General features: G+C 55.0%; 28 protein-coding genes and 3 pseudogenes. 19 read left to right on the top strand and 12 right to left on the bottom strand.

The genetic code is table 11. The features are described from left to right. Positions 1-2: 2 nt before the first annotated feature. Genes PH547_RS20835 through PH547_RS20825 form a run of 3 tightly spaced genes read right to left on the bottom strand, consistent with a single transcriptional unit; the run spans position 3 to position 1503 of the window. On the bottom strand, positions 3-302 hold the full coding sequence (locus tag PH547_RS20835; RefSeq protein WP_283053731.1) for a VirB3 family type IV secretion system protein: 300 nt from the start codon (positions 300-302) through the stop codon (positions 3-5). A 2-nt stretch (positions 303-304) separates the two neighbouring features. Further along, positions 305-643 carry a TrbC/VirB2 family type IV secretion system protein gene (locus tag PH547_RS20830; RefSeq protein ID WP_283053732.1) on the bottom strand — a complete coding sequence of 113 codons (339 nt, stop codon included), beginning with the start codon at positions 641-643 and terminating at the stop codon, positions 305-307. A 17-nt stretch (positions 644-660) separates the two neighbouring features. Continuing rightward, complete coding sequence (locus PH547_RS20825; protein WP_285169328.1) at positions 661-1503, bottom strand: lytic transglycosylase domain-containing protein; 843 nt, start codon at positions 1501-1503, stop codon at positions 661-663. Positions 1504-1706: 203 nt separating this feature from the next. On the opposite strand from PH547_RS20825, the gene PH547_RS20820 reads away from it, so the two are divergent. Genes PH547_RS20820 through PH547_RS20805 form a run of 4 tightly spaced genes read left to right on the top strand, consistent with a single transcriptional unit; the run spans position 1707 to position 4053 of the window. Beyond that, on the top strand, positions 1707-2276 hold the full coding sequence (locus tag PH547_RS20820; RefSeq protein ID WP_285169424.1) for a hypothetical protein: 570 nt from the start codon (positions 1707-1709) through the stop codon (positions 2274-2276). Beyond that, positions 2273-2815: a thermonuclease family protein gene (locus tag PH547_RS20815; RefSeq protein ID WP_285169327.1), complete on the top strand. Its 543-nt coding sequence runs from the start codon at positions 2273-2275 to the stop codon at positions 2813-2815. The genes PH547_RS20820 and PH547_RS20815 overlap by 4 nt, the downstream gene beginning before the upstream one ends. Further along, positions 2812-3492 (top strand): thermonuclease family protein, encoded by a 681-nt coding sequence (locus tag PH547_RS20810; protein WP_285169326.1) that lies wholly within the window; start codon positions 2812-2814, stop codon positions 3490-3492. Before PH547_RS20815 ends, PH547_RS20810 begins: the two co-directional genes overlap by 4 nt. Before the next feature lie 15 nt (positions 3493-3507). After that, positions 3508-4053: a hypothetical protein gene (locus tag PH547_RS20805; protein WP_285169325.1), complete on the top strand. Its 546-nt coding sequence runs from the start codon at positions 3508-3510 to the stop codon at positions 4051-4053. A gap of 806 nt (positions 4054-4859) precedes the next feature. On the opposite strand, the gene PH547_RS20800 is transcribed toward PH547_RS20805, so the two are convergent. After that, positions 4860-5159 (bottom strand): hypothetical protein, encoded by a 300-nt coding sequence (locus PH547_RS20800; RefSeq protein WP_285169324.1) that lies wholly within the window; start codon positions 5157-5159, stop codon positions 4860-4862. Between the two features lie 117 nt (positions 5160-5276). Here PH547_RS20800 and PH547_RS20795 point away from each other — a divergent pair, with 117 nt between their 5' ends. Continuing rightward, positions 5277-5747 (top strand): helix-turn-helix domain-containing protein, encoded by a 471-nt coding sequence (locus PH547_RS20795; protein ID WP_285169323.1) that lies wholly within the window; start codon positions 5277-5279, stop codon positions 5745-5747. A gap of 53 nt (positions 5748-5800) precedes the next feature. Here the strand turns inward: PH547_RS20795 and PH547_RS20790 are convergent, their stop codons facing one another. Continuing rightward, positions 5801-6790: a class I SAM-dependent methyltransferase gene (locus PH547_RS20790; protein WP_350223746.1), complete on the bottom strand. Its 990-nt coding sequence runs from the start codon at positions 6788-6790 to the stop codon at positions 5801-5803. 271 nt (positions 6791-7061) lie between these two features. Between PH547_RS20790 and PH547_RS20785 the strand changes: the two genes are divergently transcribed. The 4 genes from PH547_RS20785 (at position 7062) to PH547_RS20770 (ending at position 11552) form a co-directional block, all read left to right on the top strand. Continuing rightward, complete coding sequence (locus PH547_RS20785) at positions 7062-7946, top strand: helix-turn-helix domain-containing protein (RefSeq protein ID WP_285169321.1); 885 nt, start codon at positions 7062-7064, stop codon at positions 7944-7946. Positions 7947-8057: 111 nt separating this feature from the next. Next, the gene (locus PH547_RS20780; RefSeq protein ID WP_285169320.1) at positions 8058-9275 is read left to right on the top strand and encodes an MFS transporter; all 1218 of its coding nucleotides are present in this window, start codon (positions 8058-8060) and stop codon (positions 9273-9275) included. After that, positions 9275-10681 (top strand): hypothetical protein, encoded by a 1407-nt coding sequence (locus PH547_RS20775; protein WP_483315564.1) that lies wholly within the window; start codon positions 9275-9277, stop codon positions 10679-10681. The genes PH547_RS20780 and PH547_RS20775 overlap by 1 nt, the downstream gene beginning before the upstream one ends. A gap of 382 nt (positions 10682-11063) precedes the next feature. Next, complete coding sequence (locus tag PH547_RS20770) at positions 11064-11552, top strand: helix-turn-helix domain-containing protein (RefSeq protein ID WP_285169318.1); 489 nt, start codon at positions 11064-11066, stop codon at positions 11550-11552. A 66-nt stretch (positions 11553-11618) separates the two neighbouring features. On the opposite strand, the gene PH547_RS20765 is transcribed toward PH547_RS20770, so the two are convergent. The 4 genes from PH547_RS20765 to PH547_RS20750 all read right to left on the bottom strand — a co-directional run bounded on the left by PH547_RS20765 (position 11619) and on the right by PH547_RS20750 (position 15268). Beyond that, positions 11619-12854 (bottom strand): CapA family protein, encoded by a 1236-nt coding sequence (locus tag PH547_RS20765; RefSeq protein ID WP_285169423.1) that lies wholly within the window; start codon positions 12852-12854, stop codon positions 11619-11621. An 83-nt stretch (positions 12855-12937) separates the two neighbouring features. Continuing rightward, on the bottom strand, positions 12938-13783 hold the full coding sequence (locus PH547_RS20760; protein ID WP_285169317.1) for a transporter substrate-binding domain-containing protein: 846 nt from the start codon (positions 13781-13783) through the stop codon (positions 12938-12940). After that, entirely contained in the window at positions 13780-14598 is an 819-nt protein-coding gene (locus PH547_RS20755) for an ABC transporter permease (RefSeq protein ID WP_285169422.1), read from the bottom strand. The genes PH547_RS20760 and PH547_RS20755 overlap by 4 nt, the downstream gene beginning before the upstream one ends. A 4-nt stretch (positions 14599-14602) precedes the next feature. Further along, positions 14603-15268 carry an ABC transporter permease subunit gene (locus PH547_RS20750; protein ID WP_285169421.1) on the bottom strand — a complete coding sequence of 222 codons (666 nt, stop codon included), beginning with the start codon at positions 15266-15268 and terminating at the stop codon, positions 14603-14605. Between the two features lie 249 nt (positions 15269-15517). On the opposite strand from PH547_RS20750, the gene PH547_RS20745 reads away from it, so the two are divergent. From PH547_RS20745 to PH547_RS20735, 3 genes and pseudogenes are all read left to right on the top strand, one after another. Then, positions 15518-16417 carry a LysR family transcriptional regulator gene (locus tag PH547_RS20745; protein ID WP_285169316.1) on the top strand — a complete coding sequence of 300 codons (900 nt, stop codon included), beginning with the start codon at positions 15518-15520 and terminating at the stop codon, positions 16415-16417. 31 nt (positions 16418-16448) lie between these two features. Then, a pseudogene (locus PH547_RS20740) lies at positions 16449-16559 on the top strand (transposase domain-containing protein); the annotation flags it as partial. A 67-nt stretch (positions 16560-16626) separates the two neighbouring features. Further along, positions 16627-16862: pseudogene (locus PH547_RS20735) on the top strand (DUF6429 family protein). On the opposite strand, the pseudogene tnpC reads toward PH547_RS20735, so the two are convergent. The 3 genes and pseudogenes from tnpC to tnpB all read right to left on the bottom strand — a co-directional run. Then, a pseudogene (tnpC, locus tag PH547_RS20730) lies at positions 16840-18122 on the bottom strand (IS66 family transposase); the annotation flags it as partial. The pseudogenes PH547_RS20735 and tnpC overlap by 23 nt on opposite strands. After that, positions 18115-18270 (bottom strand): hypothetical protein, encoded by a 156-nt coding sequence (locus PH547_RS33960; protein ID WP_483315563.1) that lies wholly within the window; start codon positions 18268-18270, stop codon positions 18115-18117. The pseudogene tnpC and the gene PH547_RS33960, both read right to left, overlap by 8 nt. A 45-nt stretch (positions 18271-18315) precedes the next feature. After that, the gene (gene tnpB / locus PH547_RS20725; RefSeq protein WP_285169315.1) at positions 18316-18675 is read right to left on the bottom strand and encodes an IS66 family insertion sequence element accessory protein TnpB; all 360 of its coding nucleotides are present in this window, start codon (positions 18673-18675) and stop codon (positions 18316-18318) included. A 138-nt stretch (positions 18676-18813) separates the two neighbouring features. Here tnpB and PH547_RS20720 point away from each other — a divergent pair, with 138 nt between their 5' ends. The 7 genes from PH547_RS20720 to PH547_RS20690 all read left to right on the top strand — a co-directional run bounded on the left by PH547_RS20720 (position 18814) and on the right by PH547_RS20690 (position 26504). Further along, positions 18814-19056, top strand: a complete 243-nt coding sequence (locus tag PH547_RS20720) for an Imm1 family immunity protein (protein ID WP_285169314.1) — start codon at positions 18814-18816, stop codon at positions 19054-19056. 299 nt (positions 19057-19355) lie between these two features. Then, positions 19356-20531, top strand: coding sequence for an acyltransferase family protein (locus PH547_RS20715; protein WP_350223745.1), 1176 nt, complete (start codon positions 19356-19358; stop codon positions 20529-20531). A gap of 217 nt (positions 20532-20748) precedes the next feature. Next, on the top strand, positions 20749-21927 hold the full coding sequence (locus PH547_RS20710; protein WP_285169313.1) for an HlyD family type I secretion periplasmic adaptor subunit: 1179 nt from the start codon (positions 20749-20751) through the stop codon (positions 21925-21927). Between the two features lie 445 nt (positions 21928-22372). Further along, positions 22373-23194: an ABC transporter permease gene (locus tag PH547_RS20705; RefSeq protein WP_285169312.1), complete on the top strand. Its 822-nt coding sequence runs from the start codon at positions 22373-22375 to the stop codon at positions 23192-23194. Further along, positions 23184-24617 carry an ABC transporter ATP-binding protein gene (locus tag PH547_RS20700; protein ID WP_285169311.1) on the top strand — a complete coding sequence of 478 codons (1434 nt, stop codon included), beginning with the start codon at positions 23184-23186 and terminating at the stop codon, positions 24615-24617. The genes PH547_RS20705 and PH547_RS20700 overlap by 11 nt, the downstream gene beginning before the upstream one ends. Continuing rightward, entirely contained in the window at positions 24589-25452 is an 864-nt protein-coding gene (locus tag PH547_RS20695; protein ID WP_285169310.1) for a class I SAM-dependent methyltransferase, read from the top strand. The genes PH547_RS20700 and PH547_RS20695 overlap by 29 nt, the downstream gene beginning before the upstream one ends. Continuing rightward, positions 25449-26504, top strand: coding sequence for a class I SAM-dependent methyltransferase (locus PH547_RS20690; RefSeq protein ID WP_285169309.1), 1056 nt, complete (start codon positions 25449-25451; stop codon positions 26502-26504). Before PH547_RS20695 ends, PH547_RS20690 begins: the two co-directional genes overlap by 4 nt. The last annotated feature ends 1 nt before the right edge of the window (position 26505 follow it).

The following is a 26505-nucleotide window of genomic DNA, read 5'->3' as shown; positions in this document are numbered from 1 at the left end:
GTTCAGGGCCCGTACGAGTTGGCGCCCCAGAACGTCTTGTTTGGGGTTTTTGGCGTAAGCCGGGTTGAGACCTGCAGCACATCGAGAATGCGAGCATCGAAGGTGCTGAGCGTGAACAGCACGACATAGGCGAAGGGAGCGGTCAGCAGCGCCCATAACTCATTGGTCGCAAGCCAGGCGATGGTGGTGGTGCCGATCATGATGACCACGGCCATATAGGGTACGCCCCATAGGGTGGGAGCGCGCGTCAGCCCGATCACCAGGGGAGTGAGATGGGGTTTGTCGTTGTCGGCCTGTGCCATGATCAGTTTCCGACCGTTGCGATCAGCTGATCGACGATGGCAGGTGCCCCAAAGACCAGGCCGATACCAAGCGCCACGGCGCCGGCTGTGAACCAGCTCAATCGTCCGGCGAAAGCGAGGAAGCCAAGACTGATCACGGCTATGATCGCGACCAGACGACCGAACGGGCCGGTGATGAAGTCGACGATGGCCTGCACAACAGCCTGTAGCGGCGCAAAGGCTTGGTTTGTTGCCTGGGCAAAAGCGAGATCAGCACCTGCCACTTGCGCAGCAACCACAAGCGACAAGACCAGCGTGGCACGCAGGATCGTCTTTTGACGCGAGGACAATTCCAACTTCATGTTCCGCTCCTTTCGTTTCAGAATTGCATGACGCCACCGACGAACGCCGCGCCGCGGGCGCCGAGGACGTCGCTGCTGCCGGTCTGCCGGTCGGTGTTGTCGGGTGACTTTTGATTTCGAGGATTGGACAAGCGCTTGTCGGGGAAGCTGACGCCGAGCTGCCGATTGATCACAGAGGCGACGTAGCGCACGGTTTCGGGATAGGCGGGGACGCCCTTGTTGTCGTAGATCGCCTGTTCGCCCGCATTATAGGCGGCCGCGGCCAGGATGGGGTTCTTGAGCCGGACGAGGAGGGTGCGCAGATAGCGTATGCCGCCATCGATGTTCGACGCCGGATCGCAGATGTCGGTAACGCCGAAACGCGCGGCCGTCGCAGGCGTCAATTGCATTGGGCCGCGCGCACCTTTTGGGCTATTGCGAACTTGATCAAAGCGGCTTTCCGTCCAGGCAATAGCGGTAGCGAAGCCCGCATCGACGCCATATTTTCCCGCGGCGTCTGTAACCATTGCTTCGATCCCTGCTGGATCGATCGGTGAAGGGCCGCATAGGGGCATGCTATCGATTTGACGAAGCGGCGTAGCGCGATGAGTTTTTGATCCGGCGCCGGATTCCGTTCCTTGGGTTGATGCAGAAAATAAACCATTTGAGTTATGTGATTTGGCTACGATCTCAGGCATGACGATGCCGTCTTTCCCGATCGAAAACTCCTCCTTCGATTGTCCTGGACTGGCCCAGGACGACGCCCACGTGGCAGTTGCAAAGCGTGAAAAATCGAAAGAATTCAGCTCATCAGCAAGTGAATTTGAAGGGATAGGACCCTGCAAAGCCATGACTGAAAGCAAAATGACGGTCGACCGCATGCGATATCCTCGCTCGGGTTTGGATCGATATAGTCGGTTGCCGGGTAGCGGAAATGGCCGCTTGTTTTTGCGATGCAAATAACCTATTTGGTTTAGTGCTACATCGGTTTTTTCGAAAGGGAAAGCTAAAAATGAACAGCGTGCCAAAGAAAATTGTAACGCATCTAGTTAAGAAGCTCTTGGTCAGGGCGGCCTTCGTATTGATGGCTGGGCGCGTCATTGCCGCCGCGGGAGCAGTTGATGAAGCCTATGTGAAATCCTTCGCGGCGCCGGGAAAGACCGTGCTCGTCGTCGAGTACTACAACGGTGATAGGAAGGTGGTCGGCCGTAAGGGTTTTGCCTCTGCGAGCGGGTTCAAAGCCGCGTCCGCCACGGATATCGCTGTCGACGACAAAGTTCGGCTGCATCTTTTCGGACTTGAGCCATGTGTCGGCGAGATGGTGAACCGAAAGGAGAATTTTGCCGGTAGATGCGAGGACTTCGCCAGAGAGCAACTGGCGATCCTCCTGAAGTCGCCGAAGGTGCTCTTTTGCCGGGCGTTCGTTTCCGAGGAGAATGCGCCGCTCCAGGACGCGACTTGCTTCGGCTACTACAATTACCCCGGCACGCTCGATACCGTCGACAATATCGAGGAGCAGTTGCTCTCATTGGGCGCCGTCAAGCTCTCGAAAAAGCCGGACGGCACGCTGATGCGTCCGGACCTTGCCAGGGCCGAGAAGATTGGCCGCAGCGGCTTTGGGATGTGGGCCGATCCCCGGGTCCAAAACCGATGAACCGAATGTCCTTGTTCATTGCCGTGGCTATTCTCGTTACAGCTCAGCCCCTCTTGGCCGCACCGATGGGGTATTTCGATTTGGATACGGGCGTGGCGCTGGAGAGTGGCGACACCTGGACGGCGAACGGCGAGCGTTATCGGCTTTACGGCGTACAGGCCTGTCTGCGTGGGACGACCTTTACCAACAATGCCGGCAAGACACAGGATTGCGGCGATGCATCGCTTTCGGTGCTCGCGGCCTTCATCAAGGACACGCATCCCTCCTGTGCGCCGATCGCACGGGCGGCAGGCGTCGTCTACGTCGTTTGTTTTGCGGCGGTTGCGGGGGAGCGCCTGGACCTTGCCACCATGCTGATCTCGGAGGGTTATGCCTTCGCAGCCCTTGATGCGAAGGGCATGCCCGTCAATCCGGCCTATGCCGTTGGCGAGCAGGAGGCGAGGGCGCGCAAGGCGGGCCTCTGGCAGTTTCCCGACGTCCGTCATCCCTCAATTCTGCTCGGACGGGCGGCAAGCGACCATCAGGAGAAAGCTAGATGAGCGCTCGCCTTGCCATTGGCGCATTGGTTATTCTTTGCGCGGCCTTTAATACGGTTTCCGCCGCCGATCTTGTGCGGGATTCGGCCGTCGACCAAGGACTCAAGACGCCCGAAACGCCGATATTGAAGGGCAGGGTGTCGGTTATCAGCGGTGACACGCTGTTGTTTCCAATTCTCGGACGAAGCGTGCGGCTTGCCGGCATTCAAGCCTGCCCAGTTCCGCAATGGGGCTTCGATCCAAAACCACGAGGAAAAATAACGGCTCCTGCTCCCGTCCCATGCGGTGCGTTGGCGAAAGCCTGGCTGACGCGCGCCGTTGGCAATACGCCGGTGGTCTGCAGGCTGGCTCCTCCTTACCGCTTGGGAGAACTGGCGGCCAAATGTTCGATGCACGCACGCGACCTCGGCCTCGAGATGCTCCGCGTCGGCTGGGCGAGGGTTGCCGCAACCGCGGGGCCGAATCCGCGATATCTCACAGCAGAAAGATACGCCCGATCGGCACGGTATGGGCTCTGGGGGACTTACGTTCTCGACATGGATGAATGGAACCGCAAGGCGGTCGATCGGACGATGGAACGACAACCGCTGGCGGACCGGACACTTCTTCAGGAGCGAGAGTACGAGATCACGCCGCCATTCGCCGACTGGCGCAACAGGCCGCGACGGAGAGATCGCTAGCAAAGGAATCTGACGATGAGATTGGTGTTGTCGCTTGTGTCGGTTTTTATGTTCTCCCTGCCACTCTCACCGGCCGAGGCGAGCGAGTGGGGGTGCGAGGTGCTGCTTTGTGCGGCCTCGAACAATCCATCGTGGCACGGCGTCGAGAGCTGTCATCCGCCGATGGAGCGGCTGATCTCGGCCATGAAGCGGCCCGGTTTCTCCTGGCCAACCTGCCCAGAGGGCGGCGCTGGCAAACCCGGATATGAGCGATATGCGGACTGCCCGGCAGGATGGGCGCCGGCCGAGGGAGATCAGGACCTCAACCATGGTCGTTCCAGCGAACTGTCGCGCTGCACGCGGACCGTCAACGCTTGTGAGGCCAGGGCTTTCCAGCGATACCGAAATGAAGATCGGACGGCGACAACGAAGGACGGCGTCACGCGCGTCTATTCGGATTCGAGCAGTTGCGAGTATCGCGAATACACCGCGCGGCCGTTACGCGACGAGCCCTATTATTTCGATATCGAAAGTTCAGGAAAAGAGACGACCGAGCGTCACTATTTTGACCTGAGAGATTGAGTTTTTTGCGGCGAGGCTCTCGTCCGAGCGCAATATCAATGTCCTCCATGTCGCCAAGTCGGCTGATTGTCTTACACCCCTTCGGGGTAGAGGCGCGGGAAGAGGATATCGAGCGCATGCGTGGGAAAGCGCAGCGACACCGCCCCTTTTTTCGGTCGTCGATGCCGGTAGACCCTCGTCAATCAGCGCCTTGAGCAGCCGGCGTGCCGAGCGCTCAGGAAGTCCTGTAATGCGCGGAGCCTCGCCAGGCTCGAATGCGCCTCGCACCAACGCTTCCTGCAACAGCCGTGCAGCTTCCGCAGGCAAGGTCTCATGCCGATCGACATAACGCTTCAAACGTCCTCCCAGCGCATCGAGATCGAAAAGACTGCCCATATAGTTGAGTTGGTCGACGCAGACGCGGAGGACCGTCCGGTGAACAACTCCAATCCCTTTGTCGATAGGTTGCCGCGTCCATCACGCTTCATTATGTGGACTGTCCGAGCCAATTGGGCGGCAGTTTCAGCGTGGAGGGCGCGCCCGAGCAGCTCCACCTTCGCGACGACCTCTAGCGCAAGGTCGACCAACTCGCAGCTTGGATTCTCTATGCGTGCCGTTTCAATCCGGCTAGGTGCTTCGACGGCGGTCATTTTGGCCGATGCTTTATGTCGCAATTTCCATTTATTTACAGCACTATCCTATAGATTTCCATGGGAAATGGCCGGTCTTCTCGCCGATCTTTGATGACGTGCCGATAACAACGGAACTGCCGAGTTATCCAGGTCTATTACGTTTAAAGACGCTGGATTATGGTCTATAGGATCTCGTCATTCTTTGAAGAATGGCTGCACGGATCGCAAGACAAAAGCCACTGTTGTCCGATCTAATGCGACCCCGGTCGCCAGGACGCGGGCGACATGCTCGACCTTACTGTAGGCCTCAATGCGGTTTCCTGGCGGCCATGCGCTGATTGTCGTGTAGAGTTCCAGTTCCTTGATGCGCAATTGCGTCAACTGCGTTTTTGGTATCTTGGGCTTCGACTGGCGCACGAGTTCCAATTCGACAATCAATGCAGCATGATCATCGATTAGATCAGTAAGTCCGCGTCTCGGATCGTCGCCACTCATCTTAGTTCCTTCTCAAGCGGGAAGAATGTGACCGGCCGAACCGTCTGGGCTCGGCCGGCAGTAGCCAGGTGCAACGTCGGTAATGTATGAGGAAGGAAATCAGCATGGGTATGTTTCATGACCAGCAGACTTGAGAAATACATCGATAAGAACGATCTGATCGAAACGATCGATATCGAAGTCGAGAAGCCGATTTTTCGCCGCCCGGGTTATGACGCGGTCCCGACCTTTGCCGAACTCGATCGTCGCCTTGCCGATGGCCTGCGCGAGGCTCGCGATCGTGCCGGCTTGACCCATGCGGACGTAGCACCGCTTCTCGGGCTTCATCCGATCGTCTATGGGCGCTATGAGCGCGCTGAAACGAAGATGCATGTCTCGCGCCTCATACATCTGAGCGAATTGCTGGATTTCTCGCCGATCGACTTGATCATGGCGGCTGCTCCCTATCGTTTTGGCAAATCTCCGGAAGCATCAGAACGCCGCCGGAAACTCATTAAGGTCGTTGAGGGCCTCCCCGACGAGGCGGTGGAATCGATGCTGTCTCTGGTGGAAGCCATGTCCAAGCTGCGTTCCGAGGAAGGCAAGTAGATGCTGGATCATGGAGGCCGCCTAACAACCTCGGGATCTCGCTGACCATCATCTCAACCGCTTTCTCCCGTCGCTTCATAAAGTCTGTAAGGAAGATCAGCGTAGGCATATTCTGCTGGTATCGCGGCTGGGCAGAGCTTCGACAGGAAGAGGTCGAGGTTTTCTGCACTGTTGCTGGAGATCAGCGTATAGAAATTCCCGCTGTTCCAGGTCACGAACGCATGCTTGAAAAAGCGCCGCATCGTGTCAATGATCTCTGCCAGCGTAACCTCGTTTCGATTCATTCGCGTTAGAACCGTCTCTTCCTTTGCGCGAATGTCGGCGGAACTGAAAAAGCGGGCTTTGAAGCCATGGTCCTTTTGCCGTTCGCGCCGACGATACTCCTCATCATCCTCGTGCTTGAATTTCTCGACGAATATAAACAGCCCCTTGCTCTTCAGGTGCTGCGAAACGAAACGAATCTGATCGAAGCGATTGGGCGAATACATTTGAAACGTTGTGTCTTCGACAATGATGTCGAAGCCGTTCGCGAACGTCTTCAGCTTTTCGTCATGCTGAATCTTTTCGGGGGTCAGATGGTGAAACGGTCCATGGAAAAACATGGCATGCGGTGGAACGCCCCAGGCATAGAAGTTTCTGAGGTTCTCGATATTGGGACTGCAGGATAGTGTCTCGATCTTGCCATTGCCGAGCTCGGCAATGACCCGCGCCATCGTGCCCTCGGCGGTGCCCAAGGTATAGAGGTTGAGCTTCGCCTTTCTGGCGCGTGCATACTTAAGGATCGCGCAGCCCATACGGCACTCTTCCTCAAACCGATACGGAATGCTACTGAGGTAGTGCTGATCGAATGGACCTTGCCGCAACGGATGAAGGGCCGAAAAGCGCCGGAACGTCAGGTCCATTGGAAAGAGACGGCGGTCGAGCTGAGGCGGGCGGATGGGCATGCCGGCCCGCCCCGATGCGGTTGTCGAAAAGAACTCCGAAAGCTCGTTGAGCCGAGGGGCACGGTCGCACTCCTCCAAGAAGTCGTGAAAATCATGCATGCGAAAGACCTTTCTCTCGCATCATCGCATTCCGGTTTCTTTGATATCCTATGCGCTCGTGGCTGATCTTGGTAACCAGCGGTACGACGCCTCCTCGCGATAATGCACGAAGGGAAGATGAGCGGATTCATCAGGTTTTTGCATCCATGATTGTGATCTGCTTTCATGAAAGTGACATATAATTCGTCCTCTGGTTAAAAGAAATTTGTCGAGCAACTTTTGGTACGGTACGGTCACTGCCGTCGCTCTTGAGCAGGAGAAGCCATAAAAGGTGGAGCCCGTTGCAGCCATTCGACCCGAAAGGATAAAGCAGTCTCAAGGACAAATAATCCTTCACAGGCAAGGTCTTTGGAACGATGCGCGCGCCGATGTTGTTCGCCGGATCGATTTAGGACGGCAGAACATCGAAGTTGCAACTGATCACCATATGATCTTCCTCAACATGCGAGGCTCTGCCAAATTCGGGGAAAACTATATTGACGGGCGCAATGTTGGCTTCACTCCGCGACCCGACGGTTCTCTTGTTTATATTCCGCCAGGTTGTCACTGGAGTGGTTGGGATGAAGGTGATGCCGACGCCGGCTATCTCATGATCACAGTTGCAAACGCGTTCTTGACCAACTTCTCGGAGAGACTGCCAGCTGTCGGCAACTGGCGTCCCAAACTCGGATTCAGGGATCTGCCGATCCAATCCGTAGCACGGCAGATTGCCTGGGAGCTATCACACGATGATCCTGTGAGTGATCTAATCGTCGAAGGATACTTGGCGGCCATCTTCGGACTGCTGCAACGCCACTCCAGAACATCCGGCAAGGCCTTTCGAGGAGGACTGGCACCAACGCTCCTCAAGAGAGTGATCGAGCAAATCGATGCCCATATCGATCAACCTCCGAGTGTGCGCGCACTCGCTGAAGAAGCGGGAATAAGCCGCGAGCACTTCAGTCGAGCCTTCAAACAATCCCAAGGTTTGACACCTTATGCGTTCTACAATCAACGCCGGCTTGAACGTGCCAGCGATCTTCTGCGTTTGACGACGATGACCGTGACAGACGTTGCGATTGCCTGTGGCTATGCAAGCGGAAGCCATCTGTCGACCAGGTTTCGGCGGGAGACCGGACTTTCGCCGGCGCAGTATCGTGCACTCTGGACGGGATAGGCTGATCGCGAGCGAGAAAAGAAATATCACTTTCATGAAAGCCGCGCTCCATCGAGTCGAATAGGATGCACTCACAAAATTATCGTGAGGATTGCAGATGGAGTCGGGATATTGTTTGGCGGATTGATCGGGAGGAACACTGCTTCCGGCATCTATCTGTTCTGTGTTGTCACGTCTTCCGCCGGACGTAATGCGTATTTCGTGTTGGCGGCCTGGATTGCCGTCGATGTCAGCCACGGCACCAGCGCTCTTGCCGTTCTTCTCGCGCTCGGCAGTGCTGCCGAACTGTTGACGAGCAATATCGGCGGCACACTAATTGATCGGTTCGACCGTCGCATGGTCTGCATGGTCTGCGATCTATTTCGGCTGGTGTTGATGCTCACGACCGGGCTCGGGTTCTTGTTCGCCGATCCGCTCATTGTTCTCTACTTATCTTGGACCATCTTTGCGATCGTCGACAGAACCTACTCGACGTCGCTGCAGGCATTAATCCCATCTATAGCGCGCGCCGAGAATCTCGGATCGTTCAATTCGAGCGCGTATATTGGAATGCAGGCTGGCAATTTGCTCGCGGCCATAATCACCGGTTTCATGCTGAGCAACGCTGGCCGGGAGTTAGCACCTCTGTTGCCAAGTGGGTTCTTTGTCCTCTCCCTCCTGGGGCTGCTGGCGATGAGCAGCATACGCCCGCGTTCTGCGGCTCATCATCGCGCTAAAAGTGGCGACATTCGTCGCTCGGATCTGCTGCCGACGACGTTCGCTCTTGGGTCGTTAAAGACCGGCGCAGCCATGTACGGACTGATTTATGCAATGGGCATGTTTGTGAACGTGTTGGCTTCGGCTTATGTGATCCGTGAACTGGACGGGACGTCGCTGCAATTCGGATGTCTTGAGGCGGCCTGGGCCGTTGGCTCCATTGCAGGCTGCGCAATCTTCCTCTTGGGTAGTGGGTTCTGGCGACCGCAGAACGTTCTCGTCCATTTGGCGCTTGCCGGCATGTTTCTTCTTGGCTTTTGGTTCTACCAAAGTTTTCCTTTCGCTCTCATTCAAATGGCAATCCTGGGATTGAGCTACAACATCGCGCGGGTTCTGATTGATGTTCAGGTTCAGTCGACCGTCTCGATCGATGCGCTGGGGCGTGCACGGAGCCAGATTCATACGGTCTGCGTCGCCACAGGCTTATTGGCCTACGGCATCATCGGCGTTTTCGGAAACGCGATCCTGCCTTCGGAAATTTTCGGACTTTTCGGCGCGGTTATGATCGCCGCTGCTCTCTTCTTTTGCTGCCGGATGAATCGGGGAGGTTCGGCGGAAAGCCGGCTGATTTAATGGAGACATCAATCGGCACAGAACTGATATCCAAGGATGAGCTTCAAGCTCTGATATTTCAATTGTTCCCCTGGGCCCGTCGGTTTGCGGGGGTTCCGGTGGCAGACTATGCCAATGCGGTCTTTGCTGTCGCCTCTTATCAATTGGATTGCACCCCCCGACAGCAAGCCCTGTCGTTATTGCGCTCGCGGATCGGAAAGATCGCGCAACGCCGTGGCTTTTCGGGAGAGCAAGTATCGAGATTTGAAAGAGAGATCGAAGCTGCCCCGGTGCTGCAAACCGGGCCGCACCTGCATCTGCTGATCGAGCCCGATGCGTTTTACACCCATCTCTTCTCGCTGATGGGGCTCCGCGCCCATGGAAGGAAATGCTACATTTCCTATGGTTGTTCGACCGTCAAATTCGTGGAGCGCGGCCGCAAAGGTCCTGCGTGGCTACAAATTGATGGCCAGGCGATCAATGTATTTGGCCTGTCACGCAGCAAGATGATCCCTTACAGCATCTTGGGCAGAAACAACGGCTATAGCTTTCAACTCCAGAATGTCGATCGGCCCGGCGGGGAGACGGACGCAATCTGTCGCCTTCGAGGAATCTTGCCGGCCGGCGAATTCCCGTCGGCTGCCGAAGCGATCAAGGCGGCAAACCTTCGTCTCTGGAAGCGCTATTTCGACAGCCAGATCGATTTTCTGCAACTCGATGATGACGATATCGCCGATCTGGTTAGAGATCATCTTTCCGATGAGCAATCCTGGCTGCGAGCACGGCTGATCGAGGATATCAGCTTTGCGAGACGGCTTCTCGATGGCATCGATCGACTTGCCGATAATGCCTGGCGCGGTTGGCTGAAGAACTCGACCCATTTCTTCTGGGGCTGCATCGACGGGCGGCTCTTTCCATTGTGGCTCGATGATGCCGTTCTTCGGCCGAGGGGTACAGAGGATTTCCATGTCGAATTTTCACCCGGAGCTCTGGGCGTGGCCTTGGCGAACGGACGGATCATTCCGAATCTCCTGTTGATGTTTATCGTCACATCGATCCTGCCCGGGGTACGCGTTCTCGGCGGAAGTCGTCATACGGTCTATTATCCGTTGATGCGCTGGGCATTCGGTGAAGCGCTGAGGAGCGACGATCGTGACGCGGAGCTTCTCGCCGCCCTGACTGAGGATGAGCGGCCGGGCGCGTGGGGCCATCGCGTCATTTCCTCGCCATGCGAGCCATTTTCTCTGCTGAACACGCCCGGCAGCAGCGGGATTTCGAGCCTTCTGGAACGATTTGGCCAGATGAGCATCGAGGATGCTTCTGGACCTTTGTCAAGCTTTACGGAGGATCCACTGTGGGCGGATCTGGCCGCGGCTTTTTCAGCTGGGACGCTGAGCGCAGATGCGCCGGAATGGGCGTTTTCCTGATTGTGCTCGGAATACCTCAGCGCATTATTGCATCCGCGATTCGCGGATGTGTCGCTCTGTGAACTAACGCGTGATTCCAAGACGAAGCCATTGAATCTTGTAGAGAATTCGGTTGCGAAGCAAACTGAATTCCTCTATCTTTTTGTGTGAGGCAGTACGCGCTGCCTTGGGGCTTCGAAACCCCTGCAAGCGGTTGGTGTCGGCCGGTACGGCACCACACTCCTTGACCTTTGAGGTCGGGGAGCCTGTGGCGTATGTCCAGGTTCCCCGGAACTAAAGGCCATAGGGCCGTCTTGCACGGTTTCGAACTCCCCGATCAGTGGGTTGAGCGAGTTTTCAGCGGGGGCGTACCGCATGAAACTCTCCAGTCGGGGTGTCGACCATGAATCGCCGTACAGCCGCCGCACAAATCCGATCGTCGAGACGTGGGCAAAGCAAGCAGCCGACCATTGAAAGCCAGTCAGCCCATCCCGTCGATCTGCATGTCGGACAGCAGATCCGTATCCGCCGCATACAATCGAATGTATCGCTCGGCGACCTTGGCGCCGGCATTGGCGTCAGTTTCCAGCAGGTGCAGAAATACGAAAACGGCAGGAACCGTGTCAGTGCATCCATGCTCTACGAGGTCGCCAAACGCCTCCGGGTCCCCGTCGCCAAATTCTTCGAGGGCCTGCCAGATCCCGAAGGCGCAGTGGATCCTCAAATCGTGACCGAGGTCGATGACCGCATCGCCTATATCTCCACCGCGGAAGGCCGCCGTCTGATCGAGGACGTTTTGCTGCTTCCCCCGCGTGTCCGCAGCCGCGTCGTGGCGCTGGTCAGTTCAATTGCCGATGAGGAGCTGGAAGAGAGGCCGGACACCGATCTATAGCGAAAGCAAAGGCCCGCGATTATTGCGACCGGATTGCGAGAGCGTCGAGAGAACGAGTTCTAAGCCTTATAGAATTATTCGACCGATGCCGTTTTCGTGAAACATGACAGTATCAAAGCCGGCGCTTCGGTCGGCGAGATCGTCGAGAATGCCGTCTGCCAATTCGGCGTCGGCTAACACGGGAAAGGGAAGGCGATCAAGCTGTCGATCCGAGAGGGCCTCAGCCCCGCCGACGATGATCGGGCGCAAGCTGATCTCCCGCAAGCGTCCGCCCGTCTCGAAGTCGCAGGTCGTCACAACACTCTTCCAAACTTCGGGCGGACTCCATTCCTGCTCATCTTTTTCCGTATGGAAGATGAAGTTGCCGAGACCATAGAAAATTGGGGTGCCGCGGTATATCTCGATCGCTTGCAAAACGGGCGCTCCGTGGCTGACGAAAAGACCGGCGCCGGCGTCAACACAATTATGCGCGAAATCCTGGACCCATGGCGGCACCTGCCGCCAGTTCGGCTCCCAATGATGGTGATGCAAGTAGACGATGACGAATGTGCCGCGGCCCGCTTCTTCCACGATCGCTGAAAGTTGTGTCCAGGCACTCTGTCTGTCGATCACAATGCGCCGGGCGTACTGGTCGGATCTCCGAAACACCGTTCCATAGAAATCGATTTCGTCGTTGGGATTTATCTGAGGCGGATCCTCCGGTTGCGCATAATTCGCCCGTTCCAGATCGGAACTTAGGAACCGCTTTTGAATGGAGCGAAGCATATTGAAGGTTTCCACCTCAAGTTCGAACACCCTGGAAACCTTGAGCCTGTTAATGCCGGGCCTTGCCATACGGCCTTCGACGGCATCTTCGGCGTACATGAACGACGGACCGGGGCCCGCATCCATGGCAATGAGCCCAACCGTCCGCGATCCGAGCACCTTCTTTTCGATCTTTGCAGCTTGATGCTGGTCGGCGCCGATACCGGCATGAAGAAAGCCTTGGGCAGTCGCTTCCTCCAGTGTCGATAGGATGCCCGAGGGCCCAAGATCAAAGGCATGGTTGTTTGCCAAAGCCAGGCTATTGAAGCCAAGTTTTTTCAACGCCGCCAGAACTGAGGGTGCGGCGGCTCCGAAATAGGAGCCCTTGAGAGGCCAGCCCCCATAGCGCCCGTAAATGGTCGTCTCGAGGTTGGTGAAGACGACGTCGCTCGCCTTGAGAACTTGGACGATCTCGTCAATGCGTCGGTCGCTGATCGTCCGCAGGTCATGGCGAATGAGTGACTGACCGGTCAGAGCAATGGAAAAAGGGGCGGACATACACTCTTCCTTCAGTTTGGAATCATCGAGTTCCCCATGCACCAAGCCGTTCTCGGGAAATGCACAGGGCGGGCAGCTTGCTTCTATTTCGAAACCTGTGGCGAAACGTCGATCTTGAACCATTGTTCGCTTAACCGCTTCAGCGTTCCATCCTGTGTGGCGGCCGCAATGGCACCATCGAAAGCACCGATGAGTTCGGCGTCATTTTTGCGAAGCCCGACGCCGACGCCAGGTCCCCACAAACCTCCGGAGAGTTGCGGGCCGTACAAAGTTGCGGTCCCGCCGTCTTTGCTATCGAGGAAGGCTTTCCAGGTGAAATAGTCGGCTAGCCCGCCGTCGATGCGTTCGGCCGCGAGGTCTAGATGCATGTTGTCTTGGGAATCGTAGCTCCTGATCGTCGCCACCTTGCCAAACAAATCATTCAGGACCGCTTCAGAATTTGACGATCGCAAGACGCCGAGCGTTTTGCCGGCGAGTGCTGTTCGAAGCTGATCAATGACAGCCTGCTTGTCGGCGTCGACGTTGGTGAGGTTCAATTTCTTCGACGTGTCGGTCGGCGGCAGATCCAGATCCTTGCGCACGACGAGCTGATTAAAACCGCCGGCGTAAGGCTGAGAAAAGGCGATCGACTGCTTCCGTTTCTCGGTTATCGCCATGCCGGACATGATGGCATCGAATTTTCCGACCGTCAGAGCCGGTATAATCCCATCCCAATCCTGCGCCACGAAAATGCATTCGAGGTTCATGCGCCGGCAGAGTTCCTCGCCCGCATCGATGTCGAACCCGACAAGCTTGCCTTCGGCATTTAAGGCGTTCCAGGGCGGCGATGCGCCTTCGGACGCAATGGTGATCGTTTTCTTTTCGAAAGCGCATAAACCTGTGGTGCTGACAAGCACGGAACACAAGGCAAGCGTGGCAGCTCGTTTCATGAGAGACGTCCTTCCTTCGTTGAGTTTGACAATTTCATGGCTGATAGGTCCGACCTCGGCGCAGCTTGAGACGTCGCGGTGGTCAGCAATGGCTTTGGCCTCTTCTTTGGACTGCTCGCGATCGCAACGCTCAGCGGTTTGTTTGGGCGCGACCAATGCACCTCAAGAGCCTGGAAAGCGCGAGTAATCATGAGGGTGAGCAGCAGGTAGAAACCGCCTGCGACAATGAAGACCTCGTACGGCGCGAATGTCTCAGAGACCAGTTGACGTGCCAGGCCGGTGATCTCCAGCAATGTGATCGTGCTTGCGAGCGAACTTGCCTTCAGCATTCCAATGACTTCGTTCACGTAGGCCGGCAGCGCGATACGGATGGCCAGAGGAAATGTGATCAATCGCATCGTGCGGAGGCGCGATAGACCAAGAGATTTGGCAGCCTCGATCTGTCCTTGCGGGACCGCCTGGATACCACCGCGAAGGACCTCCGTGGTGTGGGCGGTGCTGTTCAGCGTGAAGGCGATGAATGCGCACCAGAACGGTTCGCGCATCACTGGCCAGAGCAAGCTCTGGCGGACAAAGGAAAGCTGGCCGATGCCATAGTAGATCAGGAAAAGCTGCACCAGCAGAGGCGTGCCGCGAAAGGCATAGGTATACGCCAGCACCGATGCGGACGCCCAAGGACTGGTCGATGCACGCAGGATTGCCAGAGGAATCGAGATCACAAAACCGGCCACGAGCGATGCGAATGTGAGCGTCAAAGTCAGAACCAGGCCACGGGGAAGGGTGAATAGTGCATCCAGCACAACAGCGGTATTCATTGGTTCAACCTTTCCCAAACGGGATTGAGTAGCGACGCTCAATGAGCTTGAACGACAGTAGGGAAAGGCTGGTGAGCATGAGATAGATCGCCGATGCGGCGAGATAGAAGGGAAGGGGCGCGCGCATGGAACCCGCGCCCACATAGGCGACCCGCATGACGTCTGTCAGACCCACAACAGAGATCAAGGATGTATCCTTGATCAAAGAGATGCAAAGATTGCAGAAGGCGGGTAGAGCGACCGGGATCATTTGCGGAATGATGATCAGAAACCAGATCTGCCACCGCGGCAGCCCGAGCGCCAAAGCGGCTTCTCTTTGGCCTGGTGCAATTGCATTGATCGCACCGCGAAATATCTCGGCAGCATAGGCGCCGAACACGATGGTCAATGCCGTGACCCCGGCTGCGAACGCATTGATTTCGATGTAGCGGCCGACAATCATGCTCAAGAAGGCTGTTCCCCCGAAATACATCAGCAGGATGATCAGGAGTTCGGGAACGCCCCGGATGATCCCGGTATAGGTTCGCAAGCAGGCCGCGATGGCTTTTCGGCGTGAGTTCCCGAAAATCGCGATAAGCAAGCCTAATGAAGTTCCCAAAGCGCAACTCAAGAAAAAGACAACAATCGTATTCGTCATCCCATAGATGAATTGATCTAAGAAAACGTACAAATTAGCACCTCCTCTACGTCTGTCGGGTATGCCACTCCATAACGTCGCACTTAATTCGAATATTGTTCGAGAAAGTCGCAAAACTAACCAGTTGGCGAGGTTTTATATCCAATTAACTCTTAGTTAATGTGCCATATATTCAAAAATATACTTTGCTTTTCCGCGGTCAATTTATAAGATGAAAGAAATTTCGATAAGCGCCGCTTATGAACTGGGCGTTGCGCGACATCACAGTCGAGGGACCGCATTGTGGATATCGATGGTTCAGGAGTTCGGATCCGGCAGCTTCAAATCCTGCGCGAGGTCATGCGTGCGGGCTCGGAACGGCTCGCGGCGCAGGCGTTGCGGATAACGCAGCCGGCGGTCAGTCAGAACATTAAGCAGCTAGAGGAGACGATTGGATTTGCACTCTTCCGCCGGGAAAACAACAGGTTGATTCCGACCGATAAGGCATGGGAGTTTTTGCGCACGATCGATGCAGCGTTTGCTGGTCTCGACCGAATAGGGCCGGCAATCCAGTTTCTTAAGAGCAATGATACGCGGGTGATCGCGATCGCGGCGCCAAGCGCATTCTCGTTCGGAACTCTGCCGAAAGTTGTCAAAAAGATCCGCGAGAAAAGCCGCTCTTATACCGTTCAGGTTAAATCGGGCACTTATCAGCAGATCGCAGACCATGTGTTAAACGGCCGCGCTGATCTCGGCATTTCGCGCTTGCCTCTCGACGAACGCGTCTTTGATTGGATACCCGTTGGGACGGCTACGAATGTCTGTCTGTTTCCGCCAAATCATCGATTTGCATCGCAGCCGCTTGTCACCGCCGAAGACCTCGTCGGCGAGGCAATTATCGACATCGATCCGCAGTTTGCCTCTCACCAAATGAGCGTCAATGCAGTTCGATATCTGGGGGCCACGCCACAAATTGTCGTCGAATATGACGCCAACGGTCATGACGTCGGCTTCGTCCTGGAAGGAATCGGTGTCTCTGTCACGAACGAGATTATCGCGAAAGAGTACTCTAGCCTCGGTGTAGAATTTCGGCCCTTTGAGCCAGGAGCGATCTACCACTACGTCGTTTTTTGGCAAAAGGAGCGCCAATTAAGTGACGGGCTTCACTACGCTATTGAGCAGGTGGCTATAGCCATCTCGTAGGGGTGCCCCAGCCGAGTGCTGATAGCCGTCATCCGCCAAGATGATCGAAGTCGATCCACTGGCGCGGCTGACGCAGACGGGCGAGCGCATCGCCGCAGGTTGGCCAGCGACCGACCTCGACGCTTTGATGCCCTGGAACTGAAAGAAGTAACGTATCCATCCGAGCAGGACCGCGGGATTTTGGGCGGCGCGCGTGGTAATGTCGGTTCATGGAGATTGATGAGGACAAGATCGACGATGCAGTTTTGGCGCTGTTATGGCTGACGCTGCATAACGAGCGTTGCGCCTGGAAGGTTTCGACTGGGCAACGACGGATCGGCTTCACAAGAAGGGCATGATCGGCGACCCAGTCAACAAGGCGAAGTCATTGGTCCTGACCGATGAGGGCTTGGGGCGTTCGGCAGCGTTGTTCCGGCAGCTATTTACGCGGCCGCCGCCGCAATAGCGGTCTTTTGGGCCTTCCATTCCCATGGGAGGAGTTCGTGCAGGCGGGAGACGGGAAGATCGGCGATGCGGGCAAAGACATCGGCAAGCCAGGCCTTTGGGTCGACATCATTAAGCCGGCATGTGGTAATGACGGTCAGCATGACGGCGACACGCTCGGCCCCACGCTGGGAACCGGCGAAGCTCAGTTTTTTCTTCCTAACGCTACACCGCGCAACGCTCTTTTCGCCGCATTGTTCGTAAGACAGACCCTTCCGTCTTCGAGGAAGAGGGCAAAGCCCTCCCAGCGCTTGAGCATATAATCGATCGGCTCGATGACCTCGGACGATCTGCTGAGCGTGGCACGTTCCTTCGTCAACCATTTGTGCATGTCGTCGAACAGCGGCTTGCTCTTCTCCTGGCGTACCGCCAGTCGCTCTTCGGCGCTCAAACCGTTGATCTGGCGCTCGATCTCGAACAACTCGTCATAGCGCTTGACGGCTTCCAATGCGATCGGTGAGATCGGCTTGCCTTTCCGCTTGTGATCCCGAGCATTCTTCTGGATATCGGCCAGTGCAAAGAATTTCCGACGCGAATGGGCGTGGCAAAAGGCAAAGGTGATTGGAACCGTCTTTGTCTCGGCGACAGCGAGCGGCTCGAAGCCATTGTAGCAGTCGCTCTGTAGAATGCCGCCATACTCGGCCAGGTGTTTTTGCGGATGTTCGCCGCGCCGGTCACTCGACGCATAATAGATCGCCGCCGGCGCAGCCGTTCCCCCGAACGGCTGATCGTCCCGGACGTAGCTCCATATTCGACCGGTTATGCATTTGCCCTTGGCCTGGATCGGGATGGTCGTGTCGTCACCATGCAATCGCTCGGCTGCGAAGACATGCTTCTCGATCAGGTCGCAGACCGGCATGATGGCCGCCGTTCCAAATCCGACCTGATCGGCCAGCGTCGAGGTCGACAGGTCTATGCCCTCACATTTGAACCTTGTGCTTTGGCGGTTCAGCGGACTGTGCATCCCAAATTTGTCGAAGACGATCGTCGCCAACAGATGAGGACCGATGAAGCCGCGCGGCGTGGCATGGAACGGTGCTGGCGCCTGGCTGATCGCCTCGCAATCACGGCAGGTAAATTTTTCCCGAACCGTCTCTATCACCTTGAAGCGGCGCAGTATCTCCTCCAGCGTCTCGTTAACATCCTCACCCAGCTTCGACAGGCGCGACCCGCCGCAACAAGCACATACGGTCGGGGGATCGATCACCACGCGCTCACGCTTGCGCCACCGCGATATCCCGCTCGGTGACGACGGTGTCGCGCTCGGCTGCAATAACATCGCGTTCAGCCTGCAGCGTCGCACGCTCGGAAAGCAGCGCCAGATAGGCGCTCGCAAGGTCCGCAGGAAGATCCACAGGCTTCGAGGTCATGAAGCCATTCGATCAGATTCACTCAATATTTTCAATATAATAATGCTATCCGACCCGTGTCGGACGCCGTGTTTCCTGAGGGGCTCGCCAGTCAATTCCGGACGAAAAATAAGAAAGCTGCGCCGGTGATGCGGGTTTCGCAACTGCGCCGCCCTCCACATTCGGCCAGATAAACCGGCCCTTCTCCAGCCGGCGAGTAAAAAGGCAGGCGGCCAAACCATCGTGCCAGATGATCTTCAAAATATGCGATCTGCGCCCCCTGAAGACGAAGAGATGCCCCGACAAAGGGTCATGCTTCAGAATCTCCTGCACCCGAAGCGCCAGAGAGGGAAACCCGCAGCGCATGTCCGCATGCCCCGTCGAAAGCCAGACCTTGACCCCTGTTCCCATCGGAAACGGATTCACCGCAAAGTCTCCAGCCCACGCATGATCCGAAGCAGCGCCTAGCACGATGGGAAGAAGATGTGGGTGGCTCAATCCAATTTCTAGCTGAAAGTGGAGATCAATACTCTCTTATACTATATGAAAGGAGAGGGTATTTCGATGCCATATCGTTACAATGCAGATGATTTCGATCGAAACTTCTCAATAATCTCCAGATCTATTGCGATGAGCGAAGAAGGATTTGATGTTTTGAATAATGGAGCTTCCGTTCCTAGAAATAGTTACGTTTCTTGGGATATTGCGGGAGCGGTATTAGAGGATTTTCGTTGCAACCCTGAGAAGAGGCCTACTGCCGTCGATTGGGTTGACGCGGAAAATTTGGATTGGCCAGAGGATAATTGACTTAACTAAATCCAGTAACGGTACATAATCGGCAAGGGAAAGGAGGGCGCGAAAGATGAGTAAGCCAGTCCATGTCGCAGATGCCACCAGTCGTCGGGGAAACGACATCCTACCAGACTAGGTCTTTCCGCCGAACGGCACGGACGCAAGGGCTCTCGCAAATTGGAATTGGAACACGGTCTGGTTACCAAACGTCTTGGATAGGACTGAACAAGCGTTGGCGATTTCTGGGGTCGGTAGAGAGGAGCGCCGCTTGCAGCTTAAGATTTCAATTCATTTTCTGAACCATATATTAATGGATGTGCCCTACAAACGAAATCATGGATGGAATGTCACGTCGGCACGATCTGGATTTTGTCAGGGTCGCAGCGTTCATGCTGCTGATCATCTATCACGTCAGCCTGATGTATAATTCGAGAAACTTTATACTGAAGGCGCCGGATAGCTCCTCGGTCTTTGACTTAATCCATCTGTGGACGCATCCCTGGAGAATGTCCTTGCTCTTCCTGATTTCGGGAGCAGTGACCGGCATTTTGTTGACGAGGCATCCTCCTGGTGCGTTGAGGAGCGCGCGAACAAGGCAATTACTGACGCCGCTTCTTGTCGGTCTCCTGTTTCTCATACCTCCACAGATCTATGTGTGGCTAAATACTGCCGGGGGAGTCGATATCAGCCTGCTTGACGTCTTCTGCCACTACGTGACCTTGACACCGGTTCGTCTGCCGGACGGCGAACTCACTCTCCTTCTCGGCGGAATGCAGCACCTATGGTATCTCGCCTATCTCTGGATCTATACCGCGATCCTGACATTCACAGCATCAGTGTGGCCAGAGTTGTTGCCTAGCATGAGCAGACGGCTGGCGGCTCTTTTGCGGGGAAAATGGATACTAATCGTGCCCACACTGTTGTTCGTGCTGATAAGGCTCGTTCTGCGGCCGGCTTTTCCCCCGACGCTCAATATCTTGGATGACTGGTATAGCCATGCCGTTTACTTCGCATCGTTCCTTTTCGGTGTCGTCATGGCGACACGTGATGAATATTGGGATGCGGTGGTCAGCATGCGAAAACCGGCTCTCATTCTGGCTTTGGCGTGCGCGATGGTTCTGGCATTGCTCTTTCCTGCCTTGCCAGCCGGAGAGCCCGAGATGTGGCGCGCTCTGTTAGGACGAGCATTCGGGGGCACCTTTCAATGGTGTACTATTGTTGCCCTTCTCGGATATGCGAAAATTTCCTGGCATTCGGAAAACGCCGTCGTAAGTTATCTGAACAGGGCAGTGCTCACTTACTATGTGCTCCATCAGACAGTCATGTTGCTTATTGCTTATGGATTGCACCAGATGGGACTGATGTCTGCCTCATCCTTTGTTCCAATCGCCGCAGCTACGCTTGCGGTCTGCGCGTTGTCGTACGAACTCAAACGACGGCTGGAAGTCGTCTGGCGCAAGCGGAGCATCATTAAACTATGCCGAGTATAAAGCCGGGCAACTTGGGCGCCGGATTGAGAAGCTGCCACATGACAGCCCCCGGTTTCTATGCGGCGGAGATTTCGGGCGAAAATTCCAATTTGGTAAAAATCGATAGTCCATAAAGCTGGGCAATCTTTCGACTAAGGCCGCGACCATCTCCGGTGGATCGAGCGTTTCGCGATAGAAGACCTGGTAAGGCGCAACTGCTGATGTATTGTAAGGCCGTATGTCCGTCTTCGTGGTGAACGGCTCGAAGGTGAAAGCGGGCGACGTCGTCGTCGAGCTCGACGACACCGAGCTCAAATCTGACGAAGAAGCATTGACCGTCAACCTGCATGCCTTGCGCGCGGAGATCGCACGGCGCGACATCGCCCTGGCGCTGGTGAGAAGCTGGCTTGCGGGCGACATCTGGACCGGCGACCGGACGGTGCCTGTCACCCCATTGTACTTTCCTGCTGATACACCCGACAATATTCGGACCCGAGAACAGACGATCTTCGCGGCTGATCTGGCGCAACTCGACGCCAATCTCGCCAATCTCGCCGCCCAGCGCATCCAGCAGCAGGCGACCATCGAGCGACTGAGCTCAACGATCGATGCCCACAAGAGATTGATCGCGACGCTTGCTGAACGAGTAGCGATGCGCTCGACGCTGGTCGATCAGGCAGCCGGCTCGAAATCCGGCGTTATCGATGCGCTGGAGACGCAGCAGAAGGAGGAAACCGATCTTGCGACAGAGGTCGGTCAACTCGCGGAGGCAAAAGCCGCGCTGGCAGTTGCGACGAGCGAAGGGGAAAAGGCCTTGCGCGCCTTCATCGCCGAAAATGCCGAGAAGCTGGGCGATGCCGCAAAGCAGGCGGACGAGCTGGACAAGCAACTCATCAAAGCACAGAAGCGCCGCCAGTCGATGACCATCGCAAGCCCGATTGACGGCGTCGTCACCGCCTCTGCCATCACCACCATCGGTCAGGTCGTCAATCCCGGTTCTGAACAGATGCGCATCGTACCGGCCGAGACCGCGCTCGAAATCGAAGCCTTCCTGCCGAACAGCGACATCGGCTTCGTCTCGGCCGGACAGGAGGCGGTGATCAAAGTGCAGGCCTTCCCGTTCACCCGTTACGGCGTGGTCCACGGTCATGTCACCGCGGTCGCCACCGACGCTGTTCCGGAGCCGGACGCGCAGCAGATGGAGGGCGAACCGGCCAAGCAGCTTCAGAGTCTCATTCCGATCGGCAACGTCGAGCGGGTTCAGAACTTAGTCTTTCCCGTCACCGTCAGGCCGAACACCGAGGTGATCAATGTTGACGGTGTGCTGCAACCGCTGTCACCCGGCATGGCCGCGACAGTCGAGATCAAGACGGGCAAGAGGCGGATACTGGAGTATCTGTTCTCGCCGCTTGCATAGGTGGCGTCAGAGGCTATGCAGGAGCGGTGAGTCAAATGGAATTTATGCAGATGTATGAGATCAAGCGCAACCAAGGCAAACCATGTCGTGCAGCAGCAAACGCACCGTCGATCTTGGCGTCAGCAGTACCAATGATCAGCTCTACCTTGACGAAAAGCAAAATGGCCCGGTCACCTCGCATGCGTGTACTTTTCAGCCTGCTTAGTTTAGACAACTGCGCATTGCGAGTTATCGAAAATGGGCAGCCAAGCGCTTACAAATTTTAGCTGCAGCTCCCAAAGAATTTGATTTCTGGCCGAATAGCTGATTAAAGGCTCGCGCGCCGGGAGCCGCAAACGTTAACTAGTGCTAAGGTGATGGACCGCCGGATGATCAAGAGAACGTATGTTTGTAGAGCCTGTGTTGCCGAGATTTCATCTCTGAAAGAACGCTTTGGCACGTCCAAATGATTTATCAAAACAGCATAAAACCTTGGAGTATGTTCTCGGCCCTCACCCGTCATCGCGAACTCCTGTGGGAGTTGATAAAGCGCGATTTTGTGGGGCGCTATAAGGGCTCCTTTATGGGTGTTGCATGGTCGCTGTTCAATCCGTTGCTGATGCTTGTGATCTACACTTTTGTATTCAGTGTTGCTTTCAAGGCGCGATGGGGTGTGGAGAATGAAGGTAAAGTTAACTTTGCAATCGTTTTGTTTTCAGGCCTGATAATTCATACGTTGTTCGCAGAATGTCTAAACCGTTCACCTATGTTGATATCAAGCCATCCAAATTACGTTAAGAAGGTCGTTTTTCCCGTAGAGATACTCCCATGGATGGCTCTGGGGTCAGCTCTTGGCCACTTCTTAGTGAGCCTCTCGGTGTTGATCGTCTTTTGCGTCCTCTCGGCGACCCCATTGCACTTAAGCGGCCTGATGCTTCCAATAATCTTGTTGCCCCTTCTATTGATGGTGGTTGGGCTAGGCTGGCTACTGTCCTCGCTTGGCGTTTTCTTGCGAGATTTAGCGCAAGTAATTGCAGTCATTACTACAATCACTTTGTTCTTGGCTCCTGTCTTTTATCCAATAGATGCTCTGCCACCCTCCTACCAGTCTATTTTGATTTGGAACCCTGTCACGCTGCCAATTCTTCAGTTTCGGGGTGCTTTGCTTTGGGGCGAGCCTCTTCAGTGGGTTCCATGGGGTGTAAGTCTGATCATCGGTATTGCCGTGTGTTATTTGGGTTTCGCTTGGTTTCAGAAAACCAGAAGAGGTTTTGCGGATGTCCTTTGACGACGTCGTTATAGATGTAAATGGGCTGGGCAAACGATATGAAATCTACGAACATCCACGGGACAGGCTAAAACAACTAGTTGTTCCGGCGATGTACCGCATTGCAGGCCAGGCTGGACTAACCAAGATCGGAAATCCACGGTCCTATTATCGTGAATTCTGGGCATTACGAAACGTTTCATTTCAGGTGAAGCCAGGCGAGACGTTGGGGATTATCGGCCGAAACGGCAGTGGCAAGAGCACATTGTTGCAAATTCTCGCTGGTACTTTAGCGCCAACTTGTGGGCAGGCAAACGTGAATGGTCGCGTGGCCGCCCTTCTGGAGCTAGGAAGTGGTTTTAATCCTGAATTCACCGGTCGCGAGAACGTCTTTCTCAATGCTCGAATTCTGGGTCTGACGCAGCGTGAAATTGAAGCCCGCTACGACCGCATTGTTGAATTTGCGGACATAGGCGATTTCGTCGATCAACCGGTGAAAAGTTACTCAAGTGGCATGTTTGTGCGCTTGGCTTTCGCCGTTCAGGCTCACATCGATGCCTCTATCGTCATCATTGATGAGGCGCTTGCAGTTGGAGACGTGTTCTTTCGGCAAAAGTGTTACGCCCGGCTCGAGTATCTGCGAAAGTCTGGCGCTGCGGTCATCTTGGTCTCCCACGCGATGACAGATATAGAGCAGTTCTGCGATCGCGCACTTTTGCTCGATCATGGTGACGCTCTATTTTTGGGCGAGTCTACCGAGGCTGCAAAGAGATATTATCAGTTGCACCAAACCAACGACATTCGACCAGTCGCCAAGCTAAGTGCTGAGCTAAATACCGAAGCTCTAACAACGTCGACAGTCCGAACGCGTTCCGATTTCTGGCCGGACGAAACAGTATTCACGAAAGCTTCGACTAGGACGCAAGTTGGAAATGGGTGGGCAGAATGTATTCATTACGCAGTTTGTGACGTGTTTGGAAACAAATGTGCAAGTTTTGCACAGGGAGACACGGCAGTATTTTACTACGAGTTTTTGCTGCGAAGAGCTATATCCATCCCCTTAGCTGGGGTGGTTCTTCAGAACGAAAGGGGAGTAAACGTTCACGGCAAAGGCTCTTTGGAGTATAATATTAAAACTCCAGAACATTTGCCGGCAGGAACTATTATTCGCTGTTCGCAACGGATTGAGCTTAATCTTGGGCTGGGAGAATATACTTTCGAGTTAGGCTTGGCGACGACTGATGTCCACACATACAATTCAATGAGCGACCTTAATCATGAGAGGCTGTTCTCGCAGATTGTGCGCCTTTGCCACCTACCAAAAGCTGGGGTTATAGCTATTGGCTGGCGCCCTGTACATAATGGCGCCGCTTTAACCCATCATGGTGTCGCGGATTTACCAGGAACGTTCGAGTATGCCTTTGAAACTAACGCCTCAAATTGAATTGCAGACTACGATTCTTGCGCCCGAAGAGGTTCTGAATGGCTACGATGCCGTCTGCACGCTTTATCCTTACATTCCGCCACTCAGCCATTGGCGAGCATGGGAATATGCGTCTTATAAACATCATCGTCTCGATGGACGTATTCTTGATGTCGGTTGCGGAGACGGACGGTATTTTCGCTTGATTTGGCCAAATGCCGATAACGTGGTCGGCGTGGATATGGATCCACAGGCCGTTGAAAATGGCCGCCAAAGTGGCGTCTATCGGTCAGTCCATCTTGCAGCTGCTCACCAAGTCCCGGAGCCAAGTTCAAGTTTTGATCACGCGTTCGCGAATTGCTCGTTAGAGCACATGGATCACCTTGGGGCAGTGCTCGCAGAAATCGAGCGTTGTCTAAAGCCGGGTGGCACATTGTCGTGCAGCGTTGTAACAAATCGCTTTGTCGAGTGGTCTTTGTTACCCGCAATGGTTTCAGAGGCAGGCTTTGAAGAAGCTGCAAGTGTTCTTCAGGCTAACTTTATGGGATATCATCATTTGGCCAATCCGCTTCGCGTGGAGGAGTGGACACAGAGCTTTAACCGCGCCGGCCTCGTTGTTGAAAATCATATTCCCATTTTGCCGCGTCACAACAGCGGAATATGGGTGCTGATGGACAGCCTGTGGCACGTCAAGCGCAAGAACGGCGGTGAGATGGGCGATATCGCTTATCCATTCCTTTCAAGCAATGCCAAGTTTCCCGGCGCGTTCCGCAAAATCATTTCCGGCTTGCTGGATATGGAAAATGACTGGAACGATTGTATAGGTGCGGTGTTCAGCGTGAGGAAACCAAAGTGACTAACAAGAGAATTTGCTGGTGTGGCAATCATGACCTTCTTGCCTTCAGTCCCGAATACGGAAGATGTGCTAGCTGCGGCACTCTCGTGTCGCTTGTCAGTTTGACGAATGAGGAATTGCAAGTTTCGAATGACGAAGCCGATTTCTATGGAAAGCAGTACTGGCTCGATCACCAAAGCAAGGATCTAGGTTTTCCAAATATTTTTGAACGCGCGCGAAAAGACTTGACGGACCGAAATCTGCATTGGCTTAGGACACTGCTTAAATATCGAGTGCCGCCTTCAAAGATACTTGAACTCGGTTGTTCTCACGGCAGCTTCGTCGGACTATTACGACAAGCGGGTTACGATGCTGCAGGCGTTGAGATGAGCCCGTGGGTCGTAGAATTTGGCCAAAAGACATTCGATATACCTATTTCGGTAGGTCCGCTTGAGAATCTCGATCTGCCGATCGGAAGTTTAGATGTGATCGCTCTAATGGATGTTTTGGAGCATCTGCCAGATCCCGTGGGTACTATGAAGCACGCGCTTAAGTTGCTGAAACCGGAAGGCCTGCTCCTGATCCAAACGCCTCAATTTAAGGAGGAAATGGTTTATCAGGAGCTGGTTGATTCGAATGGCGCGTTCCTAGAGCAATTCAAGTCAGACGAACATCTCTACCTTTTCACGCAGCAGTCAGTGGCACGTCTCTTCCATGAGCTTGGCGCTGATCACCTTGGGTTCGAACTGCCCATGTTTTACCAGTATGACATGTTCTTCGTAGTCAGCAGAAAGCCGATCAGCATAGTACCGGAAAAGGAGCGTCAAGAAGCACTTTGTTCGACGACCGGTCGATTTGTGCAGGCAATGCTGGATTTGGATGAACGTGTTAAAGCGTTGGATACTCATGTTAAAGTCATCGAGGCTGACCGGGAAGAAAGACTCGATAAAATTCATATTCTCGATCAGCAGATCAAGGTCATCGACGCTGATAGAGCCGACCGGCTCACTCAAATCCTGACGCTAACACAGATGGTCCGGGACCTACAGGCCTCCATCGAACATTCCAAGTGAT

This window comes from Rhizobium cerradonense, assembly GCF_030182455.1.
Taxonomy (GTDB): Bacteria; Pseudomonadota; Alphaproteobacteria; order Rhizobiales; family Rhizobiaceae; genus Rhizobium.
The sequence above is the reverse complement of the archived record's forward strand: the minus strand, read 5'-3'. Positions and strand labels throughout refer to the sequence as shown.